This window comes from Blautia massiliensis (ex Durand et al. 2017), assembly GCF_051861785.1.
Classification (GTDB): domain Bacteria; phylum Bacillota; class Clostridia; order Lachnospirales; family Lachnospiraceae; genus Blautia_A; species Blautia_A luti_A.
In genome coordinates this window covers 1,499,597-1,524,742 of the sequence record NZ_CP146725.1, presented here as the reverse complement: position 1 = coordinate 1,524,742, position 25,146 = coordinate 1,499,597, and the positions used below count along the sequence as shown (strand labels likewise).

The following is a 25,146-nucleotide window of genomic DNA, read 5'->3' as shown; positions in this document are numbered from 1 at the left end:
GTAAACCTCACATATCTAGGTCTATCTTCTTATATTTTCGCTATCAAGCGTGGTTAAAATCGTGGTAAATACTTCTATGCGATTAGACGCTGAACCTCTGATTTTGCGGTATCTATGGACGCATGAGCGTACCAGTTCATTGTGATACTGATATTTGAATGTCCCATGATATACTGTAAATCTTTTGGGTTCATGTTCTTGCTTGCCAGTCTTGTGCAGAACGTATGGCGTAGCGTATGCGGTGTGATATGTGGCAAGGTATTGTCTTTGTGGTGCTTGTTGTATTTCTTTACCATACGGACAAATAAGGCGTTGTAATCAATCGCAACTTTTGGCTTGCCCTTATGATTGACAAATAGGAAATTGCCCCGTCCGTCTATCACAAATGGTTCTGCCTTTGAGCGTTTCTTCATAACCCGTTGAAATGCCTGTATCGTTTCTCTGCTTAATGGTACTTGCCTTATTCCGCTTTTCGTCTTAGGCGTTTCAATATAATAGCCTTGTTCCTTGCTCTTTAGTAACTGGTGGTCGATAATCACAACTTCATTCTTGAAATCAATATCGGCTACTGTCAGTCCGCACAGTTCCGAGATACGAAGTCCTGTTTTTAACAGTATCAGCACATCATCATAATGCTTGTGATACACATTGTCCGTCTTAATAAATGACAATAAGGCTTGTTCCTGTTCCTCTGTCAATGCGACTTTCTCTTTGGTATCATTTTCTAGGACTTCATTTAACTTGAAATCAAAAGGGTTCTTCCTTACGCAATCGTCTTGTATGGCGATATAGAATGACGCTTTTAACGAGCGTTTATGGTTGTTAATGGTATTGTAGGAAAAGCCTTTGTCTTTCATGCGTAACGCCCATTCCTTAGCGTCAGAGGGCTTGATTGTATCAATGCTCCTAGCACCTAACTTATCCTCTTTCAATAACCGCATGAGTTGTTCCCGTTGTTTCATTGTGCTTTTCTTCACATTTGCCCTCTGTGCGTTCTGTTTGGCATAGAGTTGGCAAAGCGTCATTTTCTTGCCTGTGCTGTCGATACCGTCCTCAATATCCCGTCTTATCTGCTGTTCCAGTTCTCGAAGTGAGGGTTTTTCCCGTTTTCCCTTTGGTGTCGGGTCTGGGGGTGTCAATCTCCAAGCATACACATATTTTGTGTTTCCAAATGCGTCCACATATTTATATAAGTATTTTCCGTCTGTTCGTTGGCTCTCTCCAGTATGCAGGATACGTCCTTTACTATCCCGTCTTTTTTCTTTCATGGTGTCTGCTCCTTTCCTTGTTGGAAAGAGCCTTGATATGACTTGTGTTCATCATAACACATACAAGGCTCATTTGCATTAGATTGCGTCCAATTTGTCAATAACCTGTTCAAACTGTCGGCGTTTAATCTGTATGCGGTTGCCATTCATAATGAGCCAGCCAGCGTCCTTGTTTTCCTCTGCCAAGCGTCTTAACTTGTTTTCTCCGATACGGAAATACTTTGACGCTTCTTCAATGGTAAGGGTATATTTTTCCCATACGGGAATATCCTGTGCATTACTCATAAAACACCCCCTCACTTTCGATTACATCTGCTATATCCGTACACATCTGTTCTACAAGCATTTCCTGTTTTTCGGAAAGGCGGGTACATTCATCAATCATTTTCATGTAGTTTGAGCCTGTCAGCCTGTCGATTTCCTCTATCATCACGATTGACGGCATGACCTGTCTTTCCAGCCATTGCAGAGTGCGTTCCATATTGACAGGTACAGGGTTCATTTCAAAAGGTAAACTGTCATGGGAAATGAATATCTCCCACAGCGGATAATCGGGAAATTGCACAAAATCAGTAATAAGGTAAAACACCAACCCATGAGGGTTATATGTCAATAACAATTCCTCAACTGCCTGTACTGCCTTTTTATCACGCAGACGAATTTCAAAACGGTTGATAATATCCGTATGTTTCTTTTTGGTTGCCTGTTCCTTTTGTTTTTCATACAGGCAGAAATATTTTGTGCTTGCCTTTGAGCCGATATAAAGGGTACTTGCTAAATTACGGTTTTTTCCGCTTAGTTTTCCACCTTGCACATTTTCATAGTTTTTACAGCGACATTCCGCACCGCCATTTTTGTATTTTTCAGACAAAACGGGAATATCCAGCAGACCGCACATATCATTGATTGCCAAGTCAAAACGTCGGATAACACCGCCACAGTCAAGACAGCGGTTTAAGAATGAATACCAATCTCTGTTCTGTGCCTGTAAAACATATTCCATGTTGCGTGAGCCTGCTCCTTTTAATTCCAAGAATACGCCCATGTGTTCATCATCAGAAGCCATAACCTTGATTTCCCCGTAGGCGTAATGCTCTTTATAGCCATAATATCCATAGTCATAATGGATAAAATAATCTGCTTTCATGCCAAGCACCTTTCGGATAATTTCCAATGCGTCAGTCGTTGGAAAACGGACAGACAGATAATCAACGAGCAGATAAAAAGGCTTATCGCAGATATAGTAATTCAGACAACGCAGGATAATATTTTGTGTTTCCTTACTGGCGTTGGCTTTTCCGTTCTCAAAGCGGTTGATACTATATCTTGATACATGGGTAAGACTTGCAAGTTCTTCTTGTGAAAGACCGCTTGCAAGACGTTTGTTCTTCATTTCAAGTGCAAATTCTAAATTGTTCATTGTATTCCTCCAATCCCACAATAGCCTTGAAATACCTGTAAACCACCATTCAAAAGAATGTGAAGTTACTATCTTCTTAAAACTCCTCATTACTCCTTACAGCTTTGGGGTTGTATGGTTTTTGACTTGTCTTTTGTGAAATAGTGCCCCCCTGTTAGATAACGGGGGCACAGACAAGGCTCGCAGGCTCGCCAGCCGACAAAGCATTTCTTCCCCTTGACACAAGGTGTCATGGCGGTAAGCCTGAGAGGCTTCCGCCACCGTGTCAGAAATACTTTGTCAGCAAGTTCTGTTTTGCCTTTTCTAACAAGTTCCATTTCAACCGATATTCATATCTACGGATTTAATCAGATAGGTATTTCTTTTTGAATGTTTTTATATTTCATTCTATTGTGCTTATTCGACTACAAGAACATAGTAATTCTTATATGCTTATTTGTCAATATCTTTTTTTGCCTTTACAAATCATATTAAGCATGATAGACTTATAATAGCGAAGATATAACGAGATATGGAGGGTTATGCAATGAAAATAAGCCATTTAGGAAATAATATACAGACCATAAGAAAATTTAGGGGAATGAAACAACAGGAACTTGCGGACAAAATCGGTATCAATATGCAGAGCCTTTCCAAGATTGAAAGAGGGTTGAACTATCCTGCCTATGAAACGCTGGAAAAGATAATGGAAGTGCTGGACGTTACGCCCAATGAATTGTTGTCGGGAGAATGGAAGTATGTCAATCAATCTGAAAAGGAAGTCTGTCAGTTTTTAAGAGCCGAAGAACGTCTAAATGCAGAACTGAAACATGGACACTATGATAACTTCTTTGACAGCGAGGAAGAATGGCTGGAATATGAGTTAGAAAAGTTACGGGAATATATTACAGACTATATCAACGGGAAAAGCATTGAAGCGTCCGACCTTTACCCAATCAAAGAATTTATCCAGCATTTGAAGTTTCAAAAATTATTAGACCGCTATGATGATTTATACAGTATGGATATGTTTGGGGAAAGCATAGAGGGACATAAGTATAAGACACCTTATCAAGTCGTGAAAATGATAAACCCGAACTCAAAAGAAGATATGGAACTGTTACGAGAAGTATTAAGGAATAACAATTTTGATGATGAGGACGAGTAACTTTTTTCCTCTTGCGAGAAGATACAGCAAACAAAAAGCCCGATCAAGAGTGCAAAGCACCACCAATGGTGGCAAAGCTCTTGACAGGGCTTTTTCTTTTCTGTTGTGGGCAATCAAGAGGAAGAAAGGGATAAAATCTGATTTGTGGTAAATCAGGCAAAGGCAACGCAGGTATCACAGTATGAATTGACACCGCATAAGGAAAGCAACTGGAAGATTGTAGAATAAATGAAAAAGGCTTGCATTCTGCATTTTTATAAAATTGCAAGTCTTTATATTGACAAGCATAAAATACTAAGATATACTTTAATCAGACCAACGGTTTGTATTGGAGGTAAGTTATGGCACGAAATAAATATCCAGAAGAAACAGTAAAACTCATTTTAGATGTTTCTACAAAAATGTTTTGTGAAAAAGGATATGATAACACATCATTGCAAGATATTATCAATGAAACAAAACTTTCTAAAGGTGCTATTTATCATCATTTCGATTCAAAGGAAGATATTTTAAAAGCAATTTTTCAAAGAATTGGAAATGAAAATGCAGTAATATTTGCTAAAATTAGAGATAACGATAGTTTAAACGGTTTAGAAAAGTTAAGAGAAATATTTAAGACAGCGGTATTCAATTCTAACCAAAGCGTTTTATTGACAGTTTCTCCTCAACTATTAAACAATCCTCGTTTTCTTGCTATGCAAATAGAACAAATGTATGAAATTGTAGTACCTGAATTTGTTGAACCCGTTTTAGAACAAGGTATCAAGGATAAGTCTTTGGAGATTGAAAATTCACATGAAATTGCAGAAGTTATCATGGTATTAAGTAATGTATGGCTCAACCCATTAGTTGAAATGACGGATAAAGAGGGTATGGAAAAACGTTGCAATACATTCAATGCCCTTTTAAATGGAATAGGCATAGACACATTATTAGACGAAGAAACAATTTCTGCATTTATACAGTTTTGTAAATAACTGTATTTGTTATCCCTATACGATAGACTGCTCTATAAAAGAGCAGTTTATTTAAACCATTATATAAACCGACGGTCTGTTTGATTAAATAAAAAGGAGAGATTTTATGCAAGCAGAAAAAAAACTTTTTAATCGTGATTTTATACTTGTTGTTATAGGACAGATAATTTCTTTATTTGGAAACGCTATCCTACGATTTGCATTACCGTACTATTTGTTAAAAGAAACTGGTTCATCAGCTTTGTTTGGTATTGTTACAGCCTGCTCTTTTTTACCTATGGTTATTTTGTCGCTGGTAGGTGGTATTATTGCTGACAGGACAAATAAAAGAAACATTATGGTCATACTAGATTTTGTAACAGCAATCATAATTTTAGTATTTTATTTGTCATTGGGAAAAATTCCTATCATACCTTTGTTTATTGTTGCTTTGATGTTACTTTATGGTATTTCTGGTGCATATCAACCAGCGGTACAAGCAAGTATTCCTCTATTGGTATCATCAGATAAACTTACCGTCGGTAATGCTATAATAAATCAAGTAAATACTTTAGCAAACTTTATCGGACCAGCTATAAGCGGAGTAGTTTTTCAATTTTATGGTATCAATCCCATTTTAATTGTTAGTATTATATGTTTTACTTTTTCAGCCATTATGGAAATTTTTATCCATATTCCACACCAAAAAAGACCTCGTGAAGTAGGTGTAATTGCAGTTGCTAAAAACGATTTAAAAGATAGTTATACCTTTTTGAAAAAGGAGAAACCCATTTTTATATCCGTAATCTTTTTGGTTTGCATTTTCAATTTGGTTTTAAGTGCTGTTTTAATTGTTGGTCTGCCTATCTTAATTTCTGAAGTTTTAAAAATGCCAGATACACTATATGGTTTTTCACAATCAGCATTATCATTAGGTGGTTTATGTGGTGGTATTTTAACAGCTCTTGTTGCTTCAAAGTTAAAACTAAAAAACCTTTATACCTTGTTACTTATTTGTTCTGTTTCTGTTTTACTTATGGGAATTTCGCTATTTTTAGAATTGCCTGCAATAGTTTCCTACTGGGTAGTTACAGTGATGTGCTTTGTGGCTATGGGTGTATCTACTATGTTTGTTGTTCAAATTTACACTCTTGTTCAGACACAAACACCACCGCAATTAGTAGGAAAGATAATGGCTACGCTGGTAGCAGTTGCTATGTGCGGTCAACCTATTGGACAAATGGTTTACGGTATTTTATTCGATGTATTTATACAAGAAACATGGGTTGTTATGTTTGTAGCTTCTATTGCTTCAATCATGATTTCAATATATTCAAAAAGAATTTTTCAAAAGTTAGAGATATAATACAAGGGGTTAAATAGTATGTTAGGCTAAAAACAATATATAAAAGAAAATTTGAAATCTGCTAAAAGGATAGTGTTATAAAAGAAAGAGTAATATTGCAGTATTTAAGGCTCGCACAAATATATGTTTTGTGTGGGCTTTTTTCTTACCATTTTTCTGTATTTCTAAAGGGTATAAACGGTATTCCGTTTATATATTTCAGCATTAGCAGAAAGGGGGTGAGATTATGAGGACATCTTCTTTCGAGCATATCGTCAGATTACAGTTCAATTCTTTAATGCTGATTGTCATTAAGAACAAAGTGAAAAGTCGAAACAGACAGCTTGCAAGACATTCTAAACGTGAAGTATTGTTTTGTGAAATAGCCGAAACGAAACAAGTTGAACGTGGAACGATTGATACCTGTTTTTATGATTGTGTATCATTTAAAGTCTTGCACTTTACAATTTATGTATCTGATGAAACACTTGGTACAGTTTTACATAGACTGTCAGAAAAACAGCGTAGTGCGATTTTATTACGTTATTTTCAAGGAATGAACGACAGAGAAATTTCAGAACTGTACCATGTATCACGTTCTGCTATTTGCAGTAGAAGAACTAGAGGACTAAGGAAGTTAAAAATGCTTTTGAGCGAAAGGAAGTAAAGAAATGAGTAAAGATTATGGCTATCCCTCTTTTGAATTGATTTGCAAAGCGTCAAGCGGAGATGAAATGGCAGTTAAAGAGATTTTGAAGTTTTATGACGGTTATATTTCTAAATTATGCTTGCGTCCTTTTTACCACTCTGAAAGTGGTAAAATCATTATGCAGGTTGATGAATGATTATTCCGGGGCTCTTTGAGCCACCTGTCCGGACTTTGAGAGCCACCATTCCGGAGAATGAGAGCCATATATTCCGGTAATTCAGAGCCACCTTATTGGGCTCTATTACATATATTTCCTTTATATTGTAAATACACACCTTTGGTGTGAATACAGATAAAGGAGGTCGTAAGTTATGACCAAGTATCGTGAAATCCTACGCTTGAAAAGCTTAGGATTCAGTGAGAGGAACATCGCACAAAGTTGCGGTGTATCCAGAAACACAGTCGCCAAGGTTTTGAAAAAAGCAGCGGAAATCAATCTTTCATGGCCGCTGGATTTTGACATGACCGACAGTGCGCTAGAGGAGCTGATGTTTCCTAAAGATAAGTCGGCAACGAATAAACGTATGCCAAACTTTGACTACATCCGCAAAGAACTTCTGCGGAACGGCGTAAACAAAAAGCTTCTCTGGGTAGAATACTGTGAGGAGTGCCGCATGAGCAGCGAAGAGCCTCTAATGTATTCTCAGTTCTGCTACTACATCCAGAAGGATGAAGAAAAACGCAGGGCTACCATGCATATCCCTAGAAAACCAGGTGAACAGATTGAGGTTGACTGGGCAGGTGACCCTGCTCACATCATTGATCCGGACACCGGAGAAATAACAGATGCATGGATATTTGTAGGTGTATTAACTTACAGTCAGTATGCTTTTGTAAAAGCATATATGAATGAGAAAACCGACAACTGGATCAAAGCTCATGTCCAGATGTTTGATTTCTTTGGCGGTGTCACACCTATGCTCGTTTCTGATAACTGCACAACCGCAGTGAATCATAAAAAGAGTGACTGGTACAACACTGCCTTAAACACAACTTATCATGAGATGGCAGAACATTACAATCTTGCCATCCTTCCGGCCAGAATCCGGAAACCCAAAGATAAACCGAATGTAGAGGGATCGGTAGGAAAGATATCCACATGGATAACAGCAGCCCTTCGCAATGAACAGTTTTTCTCTCTTGCAGAATTGAATGCTTCAATCCGTGAAAAACTGGATGCCTACAACGCCCGTAAATTCCAGAAAAAGGAATGTAGCAGACGCAGTTTATTTCTTGGGGAAGAAATGCCATTACTGGCTCCGTTGCCTGCTACACCTTTTGAACTGGCTGAGTGGAAACAAGCCACCGTCCAGTTTAACTATCACATCGCAGTAGACAGAATGTTCTACTCCGTGCCTTATCAGTATATCAAAAATAAGGTTGATGTGCGTATAACAGATACAACGGTTGAAATATTTTATAATCACAATCGTATTGCCTCTCACAGACGACTCTATGGAAGAAGCGGTCAGTATTCTACAGTGACAGAACATATGCCGCAGGAACACCAGAAATATCTGGAATGGAACGGTGATCGGTTCCGTAAGTGGGCTGATTCGATTGGAATTAACACAAGTAAGGTTGTCGATGCAATACTTACCTCCGGCAGGATTGAACAGCAATCCTACAGAAGCTGCATGGGATTACTGAAACTGGCAGAAAAATATTCGTCAGAAAAGCTGGAACAGGTCTGCGCTAAGGCGCTCTCATATTCCGGTAAACCCAGCTATAAAAGTATCAAAAATCTATTGGTTGCAACAAAGGATGCACCTGATACCGAATCAGAATCATCTCAAGTAGAAAAACCACACGGCATAACCAGAGGAGCCAGATACTATGGAGGTAAACAATCATGACAAATCAAAGTACAATCGATAAACTTATTGAAATGCGTCTGACTGCTATGGCAGATGCATTCCGCATCCAGATGGATGATCCTGCAATGAAAGAAGTTCCATTCGAAGATCGCTTCGGTATGCTTGTTGATGTCGAGTATAGCAACCGTAAAAACAATCGTCTGAAAAGGCTGATCCGCCAGGCTGAGTTTGAACAGCCAGATGCCAGCATCGCAGCCATCGATTACCATTCTGGACGAAAGCTGAACAAAGCACTGATCAACCGTCTGGCAACCTGTGAATACATTACAGAATACCGGAACATCTTTATTACTGGAGCAACCGGAAGTGGTAAAACTTATATGGCCTGTGCCTTTGGCATGGAAGCATGCAAGCACTATTACTCAGTACGGTATGTACGACTTCCTGATCTATTATTGGACTTACAGGCTGCCAGGGACAATGGAACTTTCTCGAATGTCCTGAAGAAATATACCAAGCCAATAGTACTGATCCTTGATGAGTGGCTGCTTCTTAAACTGACCGAAGCTGAAGCCAGGAATCTTTTTGAACTGATACATAAAAGACGTAAAAAATCTTCAACAATCTTTTGTTCTCAGTTCCGTGAAAGTGAATGGTACCAGCAAATCTGTGATGGTGAAAGTACTCTTGCCGATGCCATCATGGATCGTATTTCGTATGATTCCTATAAAATCGATATTGAAAGTGTTGACCCAGCTAAAGACCTCTCTATGAGAGAAGTATATGGACTGGATCCAGCAATGGCAAAGTAACTTAATAAACAAACTGAGGTGGCTCCGTTAGTCCGGACAGGTGGCTCTCGCCACACCGGACTGGCGGCTCTGCCGCACCGTAATATTCAGATGAAGAACTAAAAGGAGAAATTCATACAGACATGATGAAAGCAATATTGAAATTTGAAATCGGAGTGAAGTAATCAACTGTATAAAAAAATCGGGAGATACACAGTTTCGTGTTATCTCCCTTAGTAGTTTTACGGTCATATCAAGGCTCATTCAATCGTGGTAAATTCGTGGTAAGATGAGTGTTTTTCTATACTTCAAAATGCTTGAATGTATAGTGTTTATGCGGATAATTGAAAATTAGATATAAAATTTAGTTTAAATGATATATATTTTATATATTGCTCCATAAAGTAATAATCGGGATTATCATTGCCGTCGATTGGGAGCATTATTTTTTCTCGTTTTATACTTTCTTGATTTCCCATTTTTCCATAAGAATATTTTGAACAAGTTTGCGTTAGCATTCTGGCTATAAATAAACCTGAATATTTATTCATACTAGAATTGTATAATATCAGAATAGAAGAACTAGCACCACCTCTGCCAAGAAAAGCAGTTTCTTGATAAAAAGCACTACCATCAATCGGGCTGATTGTAATACAGTTTCCTTTATCTAGAACTTCTTCTTTTTTAGGCATACAACACTTATAGCTATCCTCTTAATTAACGCAAATTCCAGATGCGAGGAACAACCCTTTGCAATCGTTCGTACTTATTGTTTTTAAGGCCGCTTTTACAGCCTTAGGTAGTTCAGCAGCAACACGGACTTTCCTCTTTCTGAGAAAGGATTTCATTTTTGACCACATTTTTTCAATAGGGTTCAAATCTGGACTGTATGGTGGCAAATATAGATAGGAGATCCCTGCCTTGTCTAAAAGTTCCGTCACTATTTTGGCATGATGAGAACGCATGTTATCCATGATTACAACATCGTTTTTCTCAAGGCTCGGTATCAATTGTTTTCCCATATATTCACGAAATCGCTGTGCAGTTGTTCCACCTTGGTACGTAGTATATACCAGACTGCCGTTAAGCCGGATGGATGACAAAACAGTTGTTCCGGCAGGCGTGTTGATCGGAGTAGCATCCATGGCACGTTTCCCATGTACTGCATGTGCATAGTGTCTTGTGAGGTTTGTATTAATACCGCTTTCATCGAGATATATTTGATGTTCTGCATTTGCACCAGATATAGTTTCTATCCATTGACTGCGTTTTCTCTGCACATCGGGGACGCTCCTGTTCTTTTGCATGCAAAGACTTTTTCTTATAAGTGTAACCTTGTTTTATCAGAAAACGCCTGACGGCTTCATCGCCGACAGGTAAATGAAGCGTTTCGACAATCTCCTTCATTGTGATATCTGGTTGTTCTTGCACAAGTTCCAGAATATCGTGGTGCTGTTTTTCTGTAAGAATTGTTTTCCGACCTCTCATCTGCGTTCTGGTCTCATAACTGCCAGTGCGTGCACGCTCTTCTACAAGGCGGTATACGGTGCTTTCATTTACTGAAAAATATTTTGCAATTTCCCTGGCATTGTGAGTTTTATCCCAGGCTTCCAATACTAGTTTTCTAGCTTCATTGTGTAGCATACTATCGTCGAGTAGACTTTGTCTCGACTTTTCACTTCCTTTCATCTATATTCTTTTGCGATGAGAGGTTCAAGTCTCAAAAGCCCCTCACAGAACCGCACGTGCCCTATTAAGGCATACGGCTCTTCAATAAGCTTTTCGCCTAATAAGCACTTGTTACATATATCTTCGGAGTTTCCAATGGATGTATCTTTAAAATCTCCCGATACTTTTTCCATGTCAGCCAATACGACTGGTCTCTGCGACGCTTACTCTTCCAGAGTTCCTGCCTCACATACACAAAATATTTTATGAGTCCTATATAGTTCCCATAGATTCCATAGTAGCGATAGTGCCCTGCTAACTTTATATTCAGTGTCTCTATCGTGTCGGCTATGCTTTCATGCATATGCTCCCATATCCATTTCTTGGCTTCCTCTCGTTTTATTTTCAGCTTCTTTTTACTTGTTCTGTGCAGTACACAGTATTTCCCCCAATGGCTTTTCGCATTGTAATGCGTAAAACCCAGAAAATCAAAGCTTTCTTTTGTTCCCTTGTATCTGCCAAAGGGTAGTATCCTGCTTTTGTCCTCTGCGATTTCCAGTCCGAATTTCTTCAGTCTTTCAATCAGAAGCTGATAGAACTTTCGTGCTTCATTCTCGTATTGGAACAAGCAAACAAAATCATCTGCGTAGCGTTGTTATTCGGCAAATTAAACGCTGCCGTTTCCATCAGATTAAAACGGGTCTTTCAGAGCACCTAACGATGGGATGAAGCATATATTTTTGGACGCTTCAGGCACGTTATTTTATGAGAAAAAACCATCATGCAGATTATCTTACATGATGGTTTCTAAAGCTATCCGAGTTCACAGTCATTGATTGCCTGCATGACGGCATCGGCGGTTATGATATTTAAATTTGAGCTGTTTCCAACCAACAGACTTGCATTACACAGTTTGTTGATCATACGTGGGGTCCCATTCGCTGCATTGAGGATTGCTTCCAGTGCATTGTCTTCGAATACCGTTTGTGTGCATCCTGCGCCATTCAGCTTGGCAGTAACATAGGAATGTCCTTCTGCTTTTGTCATACCTTCCAGGTTATAATTCATGACAATCCTTTGGCGGAAAGGTTCGTGGATGCTCAGGCGCAGGGTGCTGTTGAGCTGTGGCAGACCAGAAAGAAGAACAACTGCCCGGTCTTTGGAATCCATTTCAAAGTTGAACAGCATTTTTAAGTCATTGAGCACTGCGTTTCCGATATAGTTCGCTTCATCTATGATAATGACAGGCGTCTGTCGTTTTTCAAGTACGAGACGGTTGATCTCATCCTGGATGATCTTGAAGTTATCGGTCTTGCGGAATGCAGGCTGGGCTCCGAGCTCAGTGGCAAGGTTCCGGTAAAAATCATTTACGGTCAGGGTGGAAAGACTGGAATACATCACTTTATAAAGGGAAGTGTTCAGTCCCGAAGCCCAGTTCCTGACTGCGGTGGTCTTTCCCCTTCCGGCGCTTCCGGTGAGGAGCCCGAAACCTTTTGTGGTAAGCAGGTAGTCCAGCCGGAACAGAACCTCCTTGTACTCCTGTGTTTCTACGAGGACTTCCTTTGAGTTTTTCAGGAAAGGATTGAATTCCAATCCGTATCTTGCAGTATAATCCATGCTCATTCGTCTCCTTTACATAAGTGTACTTTTTCTCTTTTTATCAATGCGTTTTCCGTTTTGTTCAGAAGTCGGATCGGGGTTAGTGTTCCATCCGATTCCACGATGAAGATCTCTTTCATATCCGGAGAATAGCGCAGACGGATGCGCTGCCGTGCAAAACGGTAATCAACTTCGTATTCAATCTGGTCGATGACGATCACACTGTCAGCAGATACCCGGCGTTCAATCTCCAGAAGGAAGTTTTGGGTGATGTCTTCCTCAGAAAGCCTGCGGATCTGTTCCGGTTCCGAAAAGAAGCGGTCCTGTGGGGACAGCCCGTGGAGGGAAGAATGGGGGGATTGGTTGTATCTCTGGACAAAAGCATGCAGGCTTCCCCTCAGTTCTTCCAGTGAATGGAAATCCCGCATATCAAGGGCTGCCATCCACTGATCCTTCATGGTCCGGAACCATCGCTCGATCTTGGCTTTTCCGGTAGGAGTGTATGGCTGGCAGTAACTGAGTGTTGTACCGATCCTTGCAGCCAGGAGTTCCATTTGTTTGTTCTTATAAGATTTCCCATTGTCAAAGTTGAAAACTTTGGGGCGCCCGTACTTTGCTATGGCTGATCTCATAACGGACATCAGATTGATAAAGTTATCATTGTAGAACACATCGATCCCGGTAATGAACCGGCTGGCATCATCGATCAGGGCAATGATATAGACCCGGTGTTTTTTTCCGTCCGAATCTGTAAGGCGGGGACCGACACTGCTGTCCCCGCACCAGACTTCGTTGATATGGGGGCGTTCATATCGGCGCATATCCTTGTTCGGTGTCTGCCGCAGTTCCGACTGAAGCCGTTTCACAAAGCGGCTGACGGTGGATTCGGATACCTGTCCGTTTATTACAGAGCCATCGGATTTCAGCTGCCTGTAAATAGCGGCCGCAGACATGCGTGGATAGTTGGTCTTGAAATACCGGATTCTCTCCTGAAGTTCTTCGTCAAGCTTGCGGCTCATGCCGGCATCTGAGCGCCCTTTCGGGACGAGACCTTCAAAACCATGGTTCTGATAGTCCAGATACCATTTTTCAATGGTGGCGGGAGCATAATGATGGAGCTTCCCGTCGGGTCCCATGAGTCCTTTTGCAGAAATTTCCGTGTAAAAAGCGGTCTTGCTTGGATAACGTTCATCAAGTCCTGCAATAATCGGTGCGATGGCGCCATAGCGCATCAGTGCGATTTCCTGTTGTTTTTCTTGTTTCATAGATTTCATCTGCCTCCTTTTTCTAAAGGATAAGGGATAAAACCAGACCTGTCGTGTAAGGTTATGTTGGCAGGATAAAAAGTTTATTGGAGGTTGATTTAATCTGCATGAACTGTCTGGAAAAGAGGGAAAAACATCCTGAAATCAGGCTGGGGATATCGGGGAGGTGAAGCCTCATGGAGAGCAACCGTTGCTTCCAATGTAAACGGTAGTTCCGGATGATGGATTTCAGGTTGTTTTCATCCACGAGGTACTGTTCTGCCAGTATGTTTTGGAATCCGGTCTCATGCTCATAAGCATGGATCAGACGGACGTGCAGAACCAGAGGGATCTGGGAATACGGGATCATGGATGAAAGTAACAGCGCATGGGTATGCCCACATGCTTTGCAGTACACACGAACAACAGAAAGGGAGATGATTCTGTCAGCAAGCTGGACACTGCGTTTATAAGAGCCATGGCGGATGAGACAGCCGGAGTGACCGCAGGTACATGAAATAAGGTTCAGATCGAGAGAATCCATTGTTTTATTGTAAAAATCCTGAGAAATAAGGTTGTAGTTTTCTGTATTAACTGTTATCATAGGTATGCATGAATGTAGCGTAAGCTATGTTTGGGTGAAAGCAGAAATCGAACTTTGGTCGGGGAGGTTTCTGCTTTTTATTTCGTGGTTACAAAACCATATGATAACACAAGAGGTCTCATGATAAAATAATCTGATGGAAAATACGTCAGATTCCTTTATACCAGGATCTCTTTTATTTTGCATGAAAAGTAAAAAATCGGTTTGTTATAGTGTGGCTGATAATAGCGTACTATATACATTTCTCCTTTAAACTCGTGCTTCTTCACATAATCAAACCACGTATCTAACGTATAGTGCAGGTACACATTTGCAAGCACTGGCGAAATCAGCCCGCCTTGCACCGTTCCTGATTCTGTTTCCAGCCGCTTTCCGTCCTCCATGACTCCGCCTATCAGAAATCTTTTGATATATCGTATAAAGTTCTTATCAGCTATATCGTGTTCCAGAAATTTAATCATCCACTCATGGTCTATGTTATCGAAGAAGCCTTTAATATCAGCGTCCACTATATAATTTACCTTATCTGCCATGATATGTTTATTTACCCTCTGGATTGCGTCGTGACAGCTCTTATTTGGACGAAAACCGTAGGAAAACTCTTTGAACTTCGGCTCATATATCGCTTCAAGTATTTCCTTGAAAACACCCTGAACCACTTTGTCTTCAAATGACGGGATTCCCAGTCCTCGCATTTTCCCATTTCCTTTTGGAATATAGGCTCTGCGTACCGGGTATGGTTTGTAGGAAAATTTCTTCATTCTTACTATCAGATTTTCAATATTTTCTTCCAATCGCTTTCCGTATTCTTCCTTTGTAACTCCGTCTGCTCCCACCGCTTTCCCTTTTGGCTGTTTGCTGTAAGATACTTTGAGCGTGTCCTCGTTGACGTATTTCATTAACGACTGGACTCTTCCATATTTTTCTACGAGACTGGCTATTTCTGCTTTCTCTTTTTCCATAGAATGTCTGCCTCCTGTGCTTTCTATGTTTTGATCGCAAAAGCAACTTATTGTCCATCCCTTCCCTCCAGAGTCATTATTTCCTTCATCGGTACTATGGATGAATCCGACTCCTCAACAGTCTTCGTTTGTACTCACCATTGCATTGGCCGATACTCCCTACTGGCTCATGTCCAGAACTGTTCAGGTCTCCCAGGTATGTCGAATATAACTATATCAGGTATGCCGTGCTCTGGGACTCCGGTGTGTTTTCATAATCTCGCTTAGCGATTATTCCTTATTGGTGACCCAAGGAGATAGCAGACCACCCCACACAATCGATAATTCTAACGAAGCTCAATCACTTCACGCTTTCGCATTACGGCGTTCCTGTTCCCTGTCCTACGCTTAAACATCATTGTTAGCCTTCGATGCTCCAAGGACTCGGTACTGGCGACTTGCTAGGTCTTACCAGACTGGATTCCCACCAGTTATATATTCGGCACCGAACTGGCGCACATCTCCTACACTATATTTTATCACCGCTGTAAAGGAACTGCATTATTTAAGAGGTTTGCTATAATATACTCCCAAGTGAAAAGGCATTTGCATACCGTATGAAGATGGAAGCAATGAATCATCAGGGGACATCAGGCGGTATCAGTGCGAAAGACATTGGAAAGAACGCAAATGACAGTGCAAGGCAGGTGTATCGCTATATCCGGCTTACTTATCTGATGAATGACCTATTAAACGCAGTAGATCGTGATGTGATCGGATTGCAGGTAGGTGTAGAGCTTTCCTATCTTACGGTTCCAGAACAGGAGATGGTGGAAGAAGTGCATGAGAGTACCGGAAAATATCCAAGCCTGGAACAGGCAAAAAAAATAAGGCAACATCGAGAAGAAAAAACGCTGACAAAAGAGATTGTGCGGCTCCTGATTATAGGAGAGCGTAAAAAGAAAACAACGGTAACATTAAAACAGGATGAAATTAAGAAGTATTTTCCACCAGAATATGATGAACAGAAGATACGGACTGTTATATGTCAGCTTTTGGAGGAATGGAGCAATCAGAATCATTGATAGGCACGAAGGGAGGGATGTGTCATGAGTATAAGAGCAACATTCCATTATTTTCAAGGAATGGAATGCGATATGTACAGTTTTTATCGTATTCCCAAACTGCTGTTTACAAGTGAATATTTTAAAAATCTCTCCTGTGAAGCAAAGGTGCTGTACGGACTGATGTTAGACCGGATGTCACTGTCCATCAAGAACCGGTGGTTTGATGAAGAGGACAGGGCATATATTTTCTTTTCGGTGGAAGAGATTATGGAAATGCTTAACTGTGGCAGGAATAAGGCTGTGAATTGTCTAAAAGAGCTGGATCAGGAAAAAGGGATTGGATTGATTGAGAAGAGGCGAATCGGGCTTGGAAAAACAAATGTTATTTACGTGAAAAATTTCAGCCTGACAGAATATCCAGATGAGCCAGCAATCTTTGATTCGGAAGAAACACCGGAAAATGTAGCAGAGAGAAAAGAAAATACAGAGGCAGAAATAGAAGAATATGCGGAAAGAGAGCCGGAAAAGCCCGTAAATACACAGAAGTTTGAAAAACAAACTTCAGGAAGTTTGAAAAATAAACTTCAAGAAGTTTGAAAAACAAACTGTAATAATACTGAATATAATTATACTGAATTTAGTGAGAATGAATCTTATCAATATCTATCTGAACAAGAGAAAGGGAAAGATAGGATACAGGAGAGAAATGAGTATCGACAGTTAATTCATGACAATATCGAATATGAGATCCTTTGTCAGAGCTATGGAACTGGACGAGTAGAAGAGCTGGTAGAGCTGATGCTGGATGCAATATGTTCGACAAAGCCATATCAGCAGATCAATGGAGAAGCTGTGCCTACACAAGTGGTCAAGAGCCGTTTGCTGAAAGTCGGGTATGAACACATCCAGTATGTGTTTTTCAGTCTTGACAGGAGTACAAGCAAAGTGAAGAATATTCGGCAGTATATGCTGACTGTATTGTATAACGCTCCTGCAACGATCAATCAGTTTTATGATGCTGAAGTTCGACATGACATGTACTGGGGCAAGGATATTCCGGATGGGTAAGAACTTTGTGCCCAGTGGGCACAAAGTAGGAGGAAGAATTATGTTGAGATTTTTGATAGAATTGCCATTTCGAATTATTGCAGCTCCTGTTTGGCTGGTACTTGCAACGGTGAATATCGTGCTGGTGTTCCTGGTCGGATTATCTGCTGGATTCTGCTATCTGATAGCCGGAATCTCTGTTGTGACAGAAGTTTTGAGCATTGGGTTTGGGATCAGTACGGACTGGACAATGAAATCAGCGATTATTACGACAGTAGTGTTTGTTCTACTCCCACATATCGGTATGGGGATAGTTGCAGTGATTGAAGTTGTGAAATGTGGATTACAGGACTTTATTTTTGGATGATTGTGGAAAATATAGTGGCGCTATATGGAAAGGCAGAAATAAACAATGGAAGAATTATATAAAGTGATGGATGATTTGCTTGAGGTGGAATTTCAGATGAAAGCAGGGATGGATATCCTGAAAGAACTGGAAGAGTTTTATATGCTGGAAAAAGAAACCGAAAAATCGGATGCTAGAAAAGTAGCTGTGCTGATGAAAGGATATCTGCAGTCGATGAAGTCAAATATTCGAGAAATCATTCGTTATATTGATGACACGACACTTGAAAAATCAAATGATAAAAAGAAAGATAAACAGGAATCTACGAGTACCATACCAGAGGAAGTGCAGGAATTTGTGAATCTGACAATTACAGAGCATATGGGGAAAGCATATCCAGAATGGAAGTTAAAGCAGGATAAAGAGCCAGTAAGTGAGATTGATAAGAAATACCAGAAATTACTGGAAACGTTATCCCCAGAACAGGAAGAAGTGATTACGGAATACTGTAATGCAATTTTCAGCAGTGGAGCAGATACAGAAGAGTTTTTCTATCGGTTGGGATTAAAAGACGGACTGAATCTGAAAAATACGGTAAAATTAGTATTAGAAATGATATCGTGAAATCGGAATTTACAGGAAGTGTGACAAGAAAGCCAAAACGGTATACTGGGAAAAAAGATTAAGAAAAGAATAAAGAGCTGGTTTTAATTGTAAAATTTATGGGGAACTAACATCAGCTTATTGACATAAATTTAAAAATAAGTATAATAATAGTTGAGTAATTGTTCAATTATTATTATTTGAAGGTGAATATATGTCAAAAACGTCTTATATTTGTAATTGCGATGTAATTCATGAGGATATTGTGAATGATGTGAAATCCAAGATGCAGCCAAAAGATGATTATATCCAGTTGGCTTCTTTGTTTAAGCTATTTGGAGATGGAACTAGAGTACAAATCTTACACGCTCTAGAACAGAGTGAGATGTGTGTATGTGATCTTGCAGTGCTACTGGGGGTAACAAAATCTGCAATTTCGCATCAGTTAAAGGCATTACGCCTAGCGAATCTGGTAAAATTCCGTAAAGAAGCACAGATAGTTTACTACTCGCTGGCAGATGATCATGTGAAAGAGATTATTGACAAGGGATTTGAGCATCTTTGGCAGAAATAATATTTTTTAACATTATAGTTGAGCAATTGAACAATTAAACAAATTATAAGGAGATTATCATGAAACGCATATTTCTATTAAAAGGGTTGGACTGTCCAAATTGTTCCGCAAAAATTGAAAAAGAAGTCGGAGAGTTGGATGGAGTGCAATCCTCAGTGGTAAATCTGATGAAGCAGACGCTGACAATCAATGTTGCTCCAGCTGCCGCAAATACAATAGCCAGTCAGATTGAAACGATTGTCCACAGCCATGAGCCAGATGTGGAGGTTCAGGAAGAAACAATTATCCCCGTTACAAAGAGTTATTTGTTAAAGGGTTTGGACTGTCCGAACTGCTCCGCAAAAATTGAAAAAGAAGTCGGAGAATTGGATGGAGTACAATCCTCAGTTGTAAATTTGATGAAGCAGACGCTGACAATCAATGTTGCTCCAGTTGCCGCAAATACAATAGCCAGTCAGATTGAAACGATTGTCCACAGCCATGAGCCAGATGTGGAGGTTCAGGAAGAAACAATTATCCCCGTTACAAAGAGTTATTTGTTAAAGGGCTTGGACTGTCCGAACTGCTCCGCAAAAATTGAAAAAGAAGTCGGAGAATTGGATGGAGTACAATCCTCAGTTGTAAATTTGATGAAGCAGACGCTGACAATCAATGTTGCTCCAGTTGTCGCAAATACAATAGCCAGTCAGATTGAAACGATTGTCCACAGCCATGAGCCAGATGTAGAAGTTTCCGAAATTGCACAGGAATACTATATACCTGCAAAAAAACAGGATACCAATACATCCTATAACAATGAGGACAAGAAGTTGACGATTCGTTTAGCGATTGGCGCAGCAATCTATGGTATTGGTATGGCATTGACAGTTTTTGCGAAAGTGCCACTGCCTGTCGAGTTAGTTTTTCTCATTGTCTCCTATATTATTCTTGGCGGGGATGTTGTATGGCAAGCTGTGAGGAATATTTCAAAGGGACGTGTGTTTGATGAACATTTCCTGATGAGCGTTTCTACGATTGGTGCTTTTGTCATTGGCGGATATCCGGAAGCAGTTGCTGTTATGCTGTTCTATCAAGTTGGTGAATTTTTCCAGTCATTGGCTGTTGAGCGTTCCAGAAAATCTATATCAGATTTAATGGATATACGTCCGGATTGTGCTACAGTCAGAAGGAACGGAGAATTGATTACCATATCTCCTGAAAGTGTTGCCATTGGCGAGATTATTATTGTAAAGCCTGGTGAAAAAATCCCATTAGACGGTGTGGTATTGGATGGAGATTCTATGCTGGATACGAGGGCTTTAACTGGAGAATCGGTTCCGAGAAGCGTTCATAAAGGAGACGAAGCACTTTCCGGTTGTATGAATCAGACGGGTGTTTTAACGATTAAGACAACGAAAGCATTTGGTGAATCTACTGCTTCAAAGATTATTGATCTTGTGGAGAATGCGTCCAGTAGAAAAGCACCAACAGAAAATTTCATTACTACATTTGCACGTTATTACACTCCTGTTGTTGTAATCTTAGCAGCTATTCTGGCAATTCTGCCACCGATCCTTCTTGGTGGAGGCTGGACAGAGTGGATTCGCAGAGGATTCGTTTTCCTTGTGATATCTTGTCCATGTGCATTGGTTATTTCAATCCCGCTGACTTTCTTCGGCGGCATTGGTGCGGCATCTAAACGAGGTGTTCTTGTAAAAGGAAGCAATTATTTAGAGGCGCTTAATAATGTCAGCATTATTGTGTTCGATAAAACTGGAACACTTACAAAGGGTGTTTTCAATGTGACTGATATTCTGCCTGCAAATGGATTTTCAAAAGAACAGGTTCTGGAGTATGCGGTCCAGGCAGAGAGCTTTTCTAACCATCCTATTGCAAAATCCATTCTCTCTGCTTATGGAAAAGAAATTGACCAATCAGTTATCTCTGATTACAAGGAAATTTCCGGATATGGAATCAGTGCCATGGCAGGAAAGAAGAAAGTTTATGCCGGCAATACGAAACTTATGGATTCAGAGCATGTGGAGTACACAGCCTGTGAAAAAGTTGGTACAAAGGTTTATGTAGCAGTAGATGGTCAATATGCCGGATGCATTCTGATAACAGATGAAGTAAAGCCGGACAGCAAAAAAGCAATTTCTGATTTGAAACATATCGGTGTGGAAAAAACAGTCATGCTTACTGGTGATGATGAAAAAATCGGAAAGGCTGTTGCGGAAGAATTGCAGTTGGATGAATATTATGCACAACTGTTTCCTGATCAAAAAGTGGAAAAGGTTGAGCTTTTAGACAGTAAAAAGAGACCGGGAAGCAAATTGGCTTTTGTTGGTGATGGTATCAATGACGCTCCTGTCCTTGCCCGTGCAGATGTTGGTATTGCAATGGGTGGGCTTGGTTCGGATGCGGCCATTGAAGCAGCAGATGTAGTTCTGATGACAGATGAACCGTCTAAGCTGGTGGACGCGATTGATGTGGCAAAAGCGACAAAACAGATTGTCATGCAGAATATAGTGATTGCTCTTGGGATTAAGAGTGTGTTCCTGATTCTTGGCGCTCTTGGTATTGCGGGAATGTGGGAAGCTGTATTTGGTGATGTAGGCGTTACCATAATTGCTGTTTTGAACGCAATGAGAATTTTGAAAAAATAGGAAATGAGGTGGGAATGTGAAACGAAAACTGATTCTGTTAGTTGTTACGATTGTTTTTCTTGTAGGTTTTGGTGTCATATTACATTCACCGCCTTCTATGATTGATGCAGTCACAGGAGCAACACCGAAGTCAAAAAAGGCGGCTCAAGCCTCCGCACAGTTGGAAGGCTCTTATGTTCTCGGTATTAATATGATGTCAGATGGTCTCGACAACGAGAACACCCGGAATAAATTAAAAGAATTGGCACTGGACGATTCGGAAACAAATGAAACAGATCTCATGAAAACGGATATTAGTTTTCGGTTATATGTATCTGAGACGGATTATCCGCTTGTCAGTTATGCTAAGAAACTCTGTGACAGGTTGAAACAGGCCGGTTTTTTCGTAGATCTGAAAGAGTACAGTAACACAATGATGCTATCAAGAGTGGTAAGTGGAAAGTATGATGTATTCCTGGCATCGGATGATTTTATTGACGTTACAACGCTAACACAGATGGACTATATGATCATGGACAGCGAAGAAATGAGGTGAGCGGGAATTTATGAGAAAATGGAATACGATTTTGTCTGTTTTAATGCTTCTCATTTTTATGATTCATGGAATCATGGGCAGCTTTATGCTGAACGGAGTTGGAAGTAGTGCAGGGAAACTTCTTGCATGGATTGGTGTTGGTATTCTTGTTGTGCATACGGTGATTGGTGTCATCCTGACAGTTCAGAGTTTACAGACAGCGAAGCAATCAGGAAAAATGTATCTGAAACAAAACGTCATATTTTGGGCGAGACGAGCCAGTGGGATGGCAATACTGATTCTGCTGTTATTCCATATTGGCTTGTTTGGAAAGGTGCAGAATGGGACATATATTTTGTTCCCTTTTACAACTGTAAAGATGGTAACTCAGCTTTTGTTCGTAGCGGTAATCTTTGTTCATATTTTTATCAATATCCGCCCATTGCTCGTATCACTGGGAATCATCAGTTATAAAGAACGAAGGAGTGATATTTATTTGATCCTTTCGGTGCTTCTTCTTTTTATAGCGGGAGCGGTTATTTTATATTATATTGGGTGGCAATATCTATGAGTAAGACAATTATTATTATAGGTGCTGGACTGGCAGGACTTTCAGCGGCTTTGCAGGCAGCGGAAAATGGATGCAATGTAAAACTGGTTTCCTTCCTTCCGTCAGAGCGGGCACAGTCTGTTATGGCGGAGGGCGGTATCAACGCAGCTTTGAATACAAAAGATGAAAACGACAGTCCCGAAGAACATTTTACAGATACAATAAAGGCAGCATGTGGTCTGGCAGATCCAAATGCAGTTTGGGGAATGACACAGGCAGCACCGGAGCTGGTGCACTGGCTGCTAAAACTTGGAGTTAAATTTAACATGAGTGGCTATGATGATGTGGATCTGCGGAATTTTGGCGGGCAGAAAAAGAAACGGACTGCTTTTGCACAGAGCGATACCGGGAAGCAGATCATGACAGCTATGATAGACGCTGTTCGCAGGAAAGAAGCATCTGGTATGGTAGAACGGTTCAGCCATCATTCTTTCCTAACACTTCGTCTGTGTGGCAATATTTGTTGTGGCTGCGTAATCAGGGATGAATACAGTCAGGAGACTGTGGAATTACCGGGGGATGCGGTTATTGTTGCCACCGGTGGTATGCACGGATTGTTTGGAAATACAACGGGTTCGCTGAGCAATACAGGAGAAGTCACCGCAGAATTGTTCCGGCTTGGTGTTCCTCTGGCAAATGGCGAGATGATCCAGTATCATCCGACAACTGTGAAATGTGGTGGAAAACGCATGCTCATCAGCGAGGCGGCCAGAGGGGAAGGTGGCAGGTTGTTTTCCATGAAAGATGGAAAACAATGGTATTTCATGGAGGAAAAATACCCGGAGCTTGGAAATCTGATGCCACGAGATATTACCGCCAGAGAGATATGGAAGGTCAGCCATGAATCAGAGGTATTTCTTGACATGACGGAAATATCGGAGGAGATTATTTCAAATAAGCTATCTGGTCTGGCAGACGATTGTATGACCTATCTGCATAAAGATATACGAAAGGAACCGGTGTCTGTTTTACCGGGAATTCACTATTTTATGGGAGGCATTCTGGTGGATGAGCAGCACAGAACGCCGATTCAGAATCTTTGCGCTGCCGGAGAATGCTGTGCCCAATATCATGGTGCCAACCGTCTTGGTGGAAATTCTCTGTTAGGAGCGTTATACGGAGGACGTGTTGCGGCAAAATCAGCATGCGAACAGGCAGATGTAGTAGATCTATCTTGTGCGACACAGATAGATTTTCCACCAGCGTCCCAAATTTCAGAAATAAAGCAATTAAACAAAGTGATGCAGGAGACTATGGGCGTTGTCAGAAATGAGAATACGTTGTTAAATGGGATTCAAACGGTACAAGCGCTGACAGGAAATCTTCCATTGCTTGGCATGGCAGTTCTAAAGAGTGCTCTTGCAAGAAAAGAAAGCCGTGGTGCACACTGGCGGGAGGATTATCCGAAGAGCAATGACGATGATTACCTTAAAACAACGGTAGCCAGATTTGATGGAAAGCAGATACAGATTTCCTTTGTACCTGTTCCAGAAAGGCGGTGATTCACTTGGTATATAAAATAAGAATCAGGCGGCAGGAGAGTCAGAAATCAGACAGTTATTGGCAGGAATTTGAGTTTGACGGAAGCAAAAACAGCTCTGTTGCCAATGTTCTAAAGGAATTGAACAGTAGAACCCCTTTGAAAGATAACTCAGGAAATATAGTTACTCCCATCAGCTGGGAATGTAGCTGTATGGTGCGAAAATGTGGGGCTTGCGCCATGCTGATTAACGGACGTCCGAGGTTGGCATGCTCTACATTTCTACATACGTTAAAAGGTTCTACAATCATCTTGGAACCTTTAAGCAAATTTCCGCTTGTAAGAGATTTGATCGTTGACCGGTCAAATCTGTTTGAAAATTTGAAAAAACTGAACCTTTGGCTTGAAAGTGAAGCTTATATGAGTTCGTGGACACATGAACCGAGATATCAGTCGGCACGCTGTCTGATGTGTGGCTGTTGCCTTGAAGTGTGTCCTAACTTCTCTGCAAATGGGACTTTCGCAGGCACTGTTGCTGCAGTCAACGCATTTCGGATTCTGAATGAAGAACAGGAAAGCACTCATTTGAATGAGATTTCTGCTGAATATAAGAAGAGATTTTTTGAAGGATGCGGGAAGTCGTTATCTTGTCATGATATTTGTCCGATTGGTCTGCCTGTGGAAGAACTGCTTGTAAGGTCGAATGCAGCGGCTGTTTGGGGCAAATAAAATGGATGATAAAAGCTATAAT

General features: G+C 40.6%; 27 protein-coding genes and 4 pseudogenes. 20 read left to right on the top strand and 11 right to left on the bottom strand.

Annotated features, from left to right (window positions below; genetic code table 11):
• Nucleotides 1-74 precede the first annotated feature (74 nt).
• The 3 genes from V9W66_RS07355 to V9W66_RS07345 form a co-directional block, all read right to left on the bottom strand.
• A complete protein-coding gene (locus V9W66_RS07355) occupies nt 75-1,268 on the bottom strand; it encodes a site-specific integrase (RefSeq protein ID WP_118013354.1) in 1,194 nt (397 codons plus the stop codon).
• Between the two features lie 78 nt (nt 1,269-1,346).
• A complete protein-coding gene (locus tag V9W66_RS07350) occupies nt 1,347-1,553 on the bottom strand; it encodes an excisionase (RefSeq protein ID WP_002341493.1) in 207 nt (68 codons plus the stop codon).
• Nucleotides 1,546-2,688: an XRE family transcriptional regulator gene (locus tag V9W66_RS07345; protein ID WP_118013355.1), complete on the bottom strand. Its 1,143-nt coding sequence runs from the start codon at nt 2,686-2,688 to the stop codon at nt 1,546-1,548. The genes V9W66_RS07350 and V9W66_RS07345 overlap by 8 nt, the downstream gene beginning before the upstream one ends.
• A gap of 526 nt (nt 2,689-3,214) precedes the next feature.
• Between V9W66_RS07345 and V9W66_RS07340 the strand changes: the two genes are divergently transcribed.
• The 8 genes and pseudogenes from V9W66_RS07340 to V9W66_RS07305 form a co-directional block, all read left to right on the top strand.
• Nucleotides 3,215-3,835 carry a helix-turn-helix domain-containing protein gene (locus V9W66_RS07340; RefSeq protein ID WP_010727155.1) on the top strand — a complete coding sequence of 207 codons (621 nt, stop codon included), beginning with the start codon at nt 3,215-3,217 and terminating at the stop codon, nt 3,833-3,835.
• 341 nt (nt 3,836-4,176) lie between these two features.
• Nucleotides 4,177-4,812, top strand: a complete 636-nt coding sequence (locus V9W66_RS07335) for a TetR/AcrR family transcriptional regulator (protein WP_022278536.1) — start codon at nt 4,177-4,179, stop codon at nt 4,810-4,812.
• A 106-nt stretch (nt 4,813-4,918) separates the two neighbouring features.
• Nucleotides 4,919-6,157, top strand: a complete 1,239-nt coding sequence (gene mef(H), locus V9W66_RS07330) for a macrolide efflux MFS transporter Mef(H) (protein ID WP_070509550.1) — start codon at nt 4,919-4,921, stop codon at nt 6,155-6,157.
• A gap of 226 nt (nt 6,158-6,383) precedes the next feature.
• Nucleotides 6,384-6,803, top strand: a complete 420-nt coding sequence (locus tag V9W66_RS07325) for a sigma factor-like helix-turn-helix DNA-binding protein (protein WP_022278534.1) — start codon at nt 6,384-6,386, stop codon at nt 6,801-6,803.
• Between the two features lie 4 nt (nt 6,804-6,807).
• Nucleotides 6,808-6,981: a helix-turn-helix domain-containing protein gene (locus V9W66_RS07320; protein WP_144093830.1), complete on the top strand. Its 174-nt coding sequence runs from the start codon at nt 6,808-6,810 to the stop codon at nt 6,979-6,981.
• Nucleotides 6,982-7,156: 175 nt separating this feature from the next.
• Nucleotides 7,157-8,701 (top strand): IS21 family transposase, encoded by a 1,545-nt coding sequence (istA, locus tag V9W66_RS07315; protein ID WP_144094096.1) that lies wholly within the window; start codon nt 7,157-7,159, stop codon nt 8,699-8,701.
• Nucleotides 8,698-9,474 (top strand): IS21-like element helper ATPase IstB, encoded by a 777-nt coding sequence (gene istB / locus V9W66_RS07310; protein WP_008369148.1) that lies wholly within the window; start codon nt 8,698-8,700, stop codon nt 9,472-9,474. Before istA ends, istB begins: the two co-directional genes overlap by 4 nt.
• 89 nt (nt 9,475-9,563) lie before the next feature.
• Nucleotides 9,564-9,638, top strand: a pseudogene (locus tag V9W66_RS07305) (hypothetical protein); the annotation flags it as partial.
• 147 nt (nt 9,639-9,785) lie between these two features.
• Here the strand turns inward: V9W66_RS07305 and V9W66_RS07300 are convergent.
• The 8 genes and pseudogenes from V9W66_RS07300 to V9W66_RS07265 form a co-directional block, all read right to left on the bottom strand.
• The gene (locus tag V9W66_RS07300) at nt 9,786-10,145 is read right to left on the bottom strand and encodes a restriction endonuclease subunit S (RefSeq protein ID WP_144092611.1); all 360 of its coding nucleotides are present in this window, start codon (nt 10,143-10,145) and stop codon (nt 9,786-9,788) included.
• Between the two features lie 21 nt (nt 10,146-10,166).
• Nucleotides 10,167-10,733, bottom strand: a complete 567-nt coding sequence (locus V9W66_RS07295) for an IS630 family transposase (RefSeq protein ID WP_439362976.1) — start codon at nt 10,731-10,733, stop codon at nt 10,167-10,169.
• Nucleotides 10,660-11,142, bottom strand: a complete 483-nt coding sequence (locus V9W66_RS07290; RefSeq protein WP_439362974.1) for an IS630 transposase-related protein — start codon at nt 11,140-11,142, stop codon at nt 10,660-10,662. The genes V9W66_RS07295 and V9W66_RS07290 overlap by 74 nt, the downstream gene beginning before the upstream one ends.
• A 97-nt stretch (nt 11,143-11,239) precedes the next feature.
• A pseudogene (locus tag V9W66_RS07285) lies at nt 11,240-11,761 on the bottom strand (group II intron reverse transcriptase/maturase); the annotation flags it as partial.
• Nucleotides 11,762-11,934: 173 nt separating this feature from the next.
• On the bottom strand, nt 11,935-12,738 hold the full coding sequence (locus V9W66_RS07280) for an ExeA family protein (protein ID WP_243125600.1): 804 nt from the start codon (nt 12,736-12,738) through the stop codon (nt 11,935-11,937).
• A 2-nt stretch (nt 12,739-12,740) separates the two neighbouring features.
• Nucleotides 12,741-13,994 carry a DDE-type integrase/transposase/recombinase gene (locus tag V9W66_RS07275; protein ID WP_439362801.1) on the bottom strand — a complete coding sequence of 418 codons (1,254 nt, stop codon included), beginning with the start codon at nt 13,992-13,994 and terminating at the stop codon, nt 12,741-12,743.
• 52 nt (nt 13,995-14,046) lie between these two features.
• Nucleotides 14,047-14,568, bottom strand: a complete 522-nt coding sequence (locus tag V9W66_RS07270) for a hypothetical protein (protein ID WP_242828381.1) — start codon at nt 14,566-14,568, stop codon at nt 14,047-14,049.
• 158 nt (nt 14,569-14,726) lie between these two features.
• The gene (locus V9W66_RS07265) at nt 14,727-15,530 is read right to left on the bottom strand and encodes a reverse transcriptase domain-containing protein (RefSeq protein ID WP_144093584.1); all 804 of its coding nucleotides are present in this window, start codon (nt 15,528-15,530) and stop codon (nt 14,727-14,729) included.
• A gap of 596 nt (nt 15,531-16,126) precedes the next feature.
• Here V9W66_RS07265 and V9W66_RS07260 point away from each other — a divergent pair.
• The 12 genes and pseudogenes from V9W66_RS07260 (at nt 16,127) to V9W66_RS07205 (ending at nt 25,124) form a co-directional block, all read left to right on the top strand.
• Nucleotides 16,127-16,594, top strand: coding sequence for a hypothetical protein (locus V9W66_RS07260; protein WP_144093582.1), 468 nt, complete (start codon nt 16,127-16,129; stop codon nt 16,592-16,594).
• Nucleotides 16,595-16,618: 24 nt separating this feature from the next.
• Nucleotides 16,619-16,837, top strand: a pseudogene (locus tag V9W66_RS07255) (replication initiator protein A); the annotation flags it as partial.
• A gap of 6 nt (nt 16,838-16,843) precedes the next feature.
• Complete coding sequence (locus tag V9W66_RS07250; RefSeq protein WP_243121632.1) at nt 16,844-17,173, top strand: hypothetical protein; 330 nt, start codon at nt 16,844-16,846, stop codon at nt 17,171-17,173.
• 93 nt (nt 17,174-17,266) lie between these two features.
• Nucleotides 17,267-17,644: pseudogene (locus tag V9W66_RS07245) on the top strand (DUF6017 domain-containing protein); the annotation flags it as partial.
• Between the two features lie 40 nt (nt 17,645-17,684).
• The gene (locus V9W66_RS07240; RefSeq protein ID WP_144093580.1) at nt 17,685-17,990 is read left to right on the top strand and encodes a hypothetical protein; all 306 of its coding nucleotides are present in this window, start codon (nt 17,685-17,687) and stop codon (nt 17,988-17,990) included.
• 45 nt (nt 17,991-18,035) lie between these two features.
• Nucleotides 18,036-18,593: a hypothetical protein gene (locus tag V9W66_RS07235; RefSeq protein ID WP_144093578.1), complete on the top strand. Its 558-nt coding sequence runs from the start codon at nt 18,036-18,038 to the stop codon at nt 18,591-18,593.
• Nucleotides 18,594-18,786: 193 nt separating this feature from the next.
• Nucleotides 18,787-19,146: an ArsR/SmtB family transcription factor gene (locus V9W66_RS07230; protein WP_015512809.1), complete on the top strand. Its 360-nt coding sequence runs from the start codon at nt 18,787-18,789 to the stop codon at nt 19,144-19,146.
• A 59-nt stretch (nt 19,147-19,205) separates the two neighbouring features.
• Nucleotides 19,206-21,791: a heavy metal translocating P-type ATPase gene (locus V9W66_RS07225; protein ID WP_144100572.1), complete on the top strand. Its 2,586-nt coding sequence runs from the start codon at nt 19,206-19,208 to the stop codon at nt 21,789-21,791.
• 16 nt (nt 21,792-21,807) lie between these two features.
• Entirely contained in the window at nt 21,808-22,326 is a 519-nt protein-coding gene (locus V9W66_RS07220) for a DUF6921 family protein (RefSeq protein WP_055062590.1), read from the top strand.
• A gap of 10 nt (nt 22,327-22,336) precedes the next feature.
• Entirely contained in the window at nt 22,337-22,876 is a 540-nt protein-coding gene (locus V9W66_RS07215) for a pilus assembly protein PilX (protein ID WP_144093574.1), read from the top strand.
• Nucleotides 22,873-24,417, top strand: a complete 1,545-nt coding sequence (locus V9W66_RS07210; protein WP_144093572.1) for an FAD-binding protein — start codon at nt 22,873-22,875, stop codon at nt 24,415-24,417. Before V9W66_RS07215 ends, V9W66_RS07210 begins: the two co-directional genes overlap by 4 nt.
• Nucleotides 24,414-25,124, top strand: coding sequence for a succinate dehydrogenase/fumarate reductase iron-sulfur subunit (locus V9W66_RS07205; protein ID WP_330575278.1), 711 nt, complete (start codon nt 24,414-24,416; stop codon nt 25,122-25,124). Before V9W66_RS07210 ends, V9W66_RS07205 begins: the two co-directional genes overlap by 4 nt.
• The last annotated feature ends 22 nt before the right edge of the window (nt 25,125-25,146 follow it).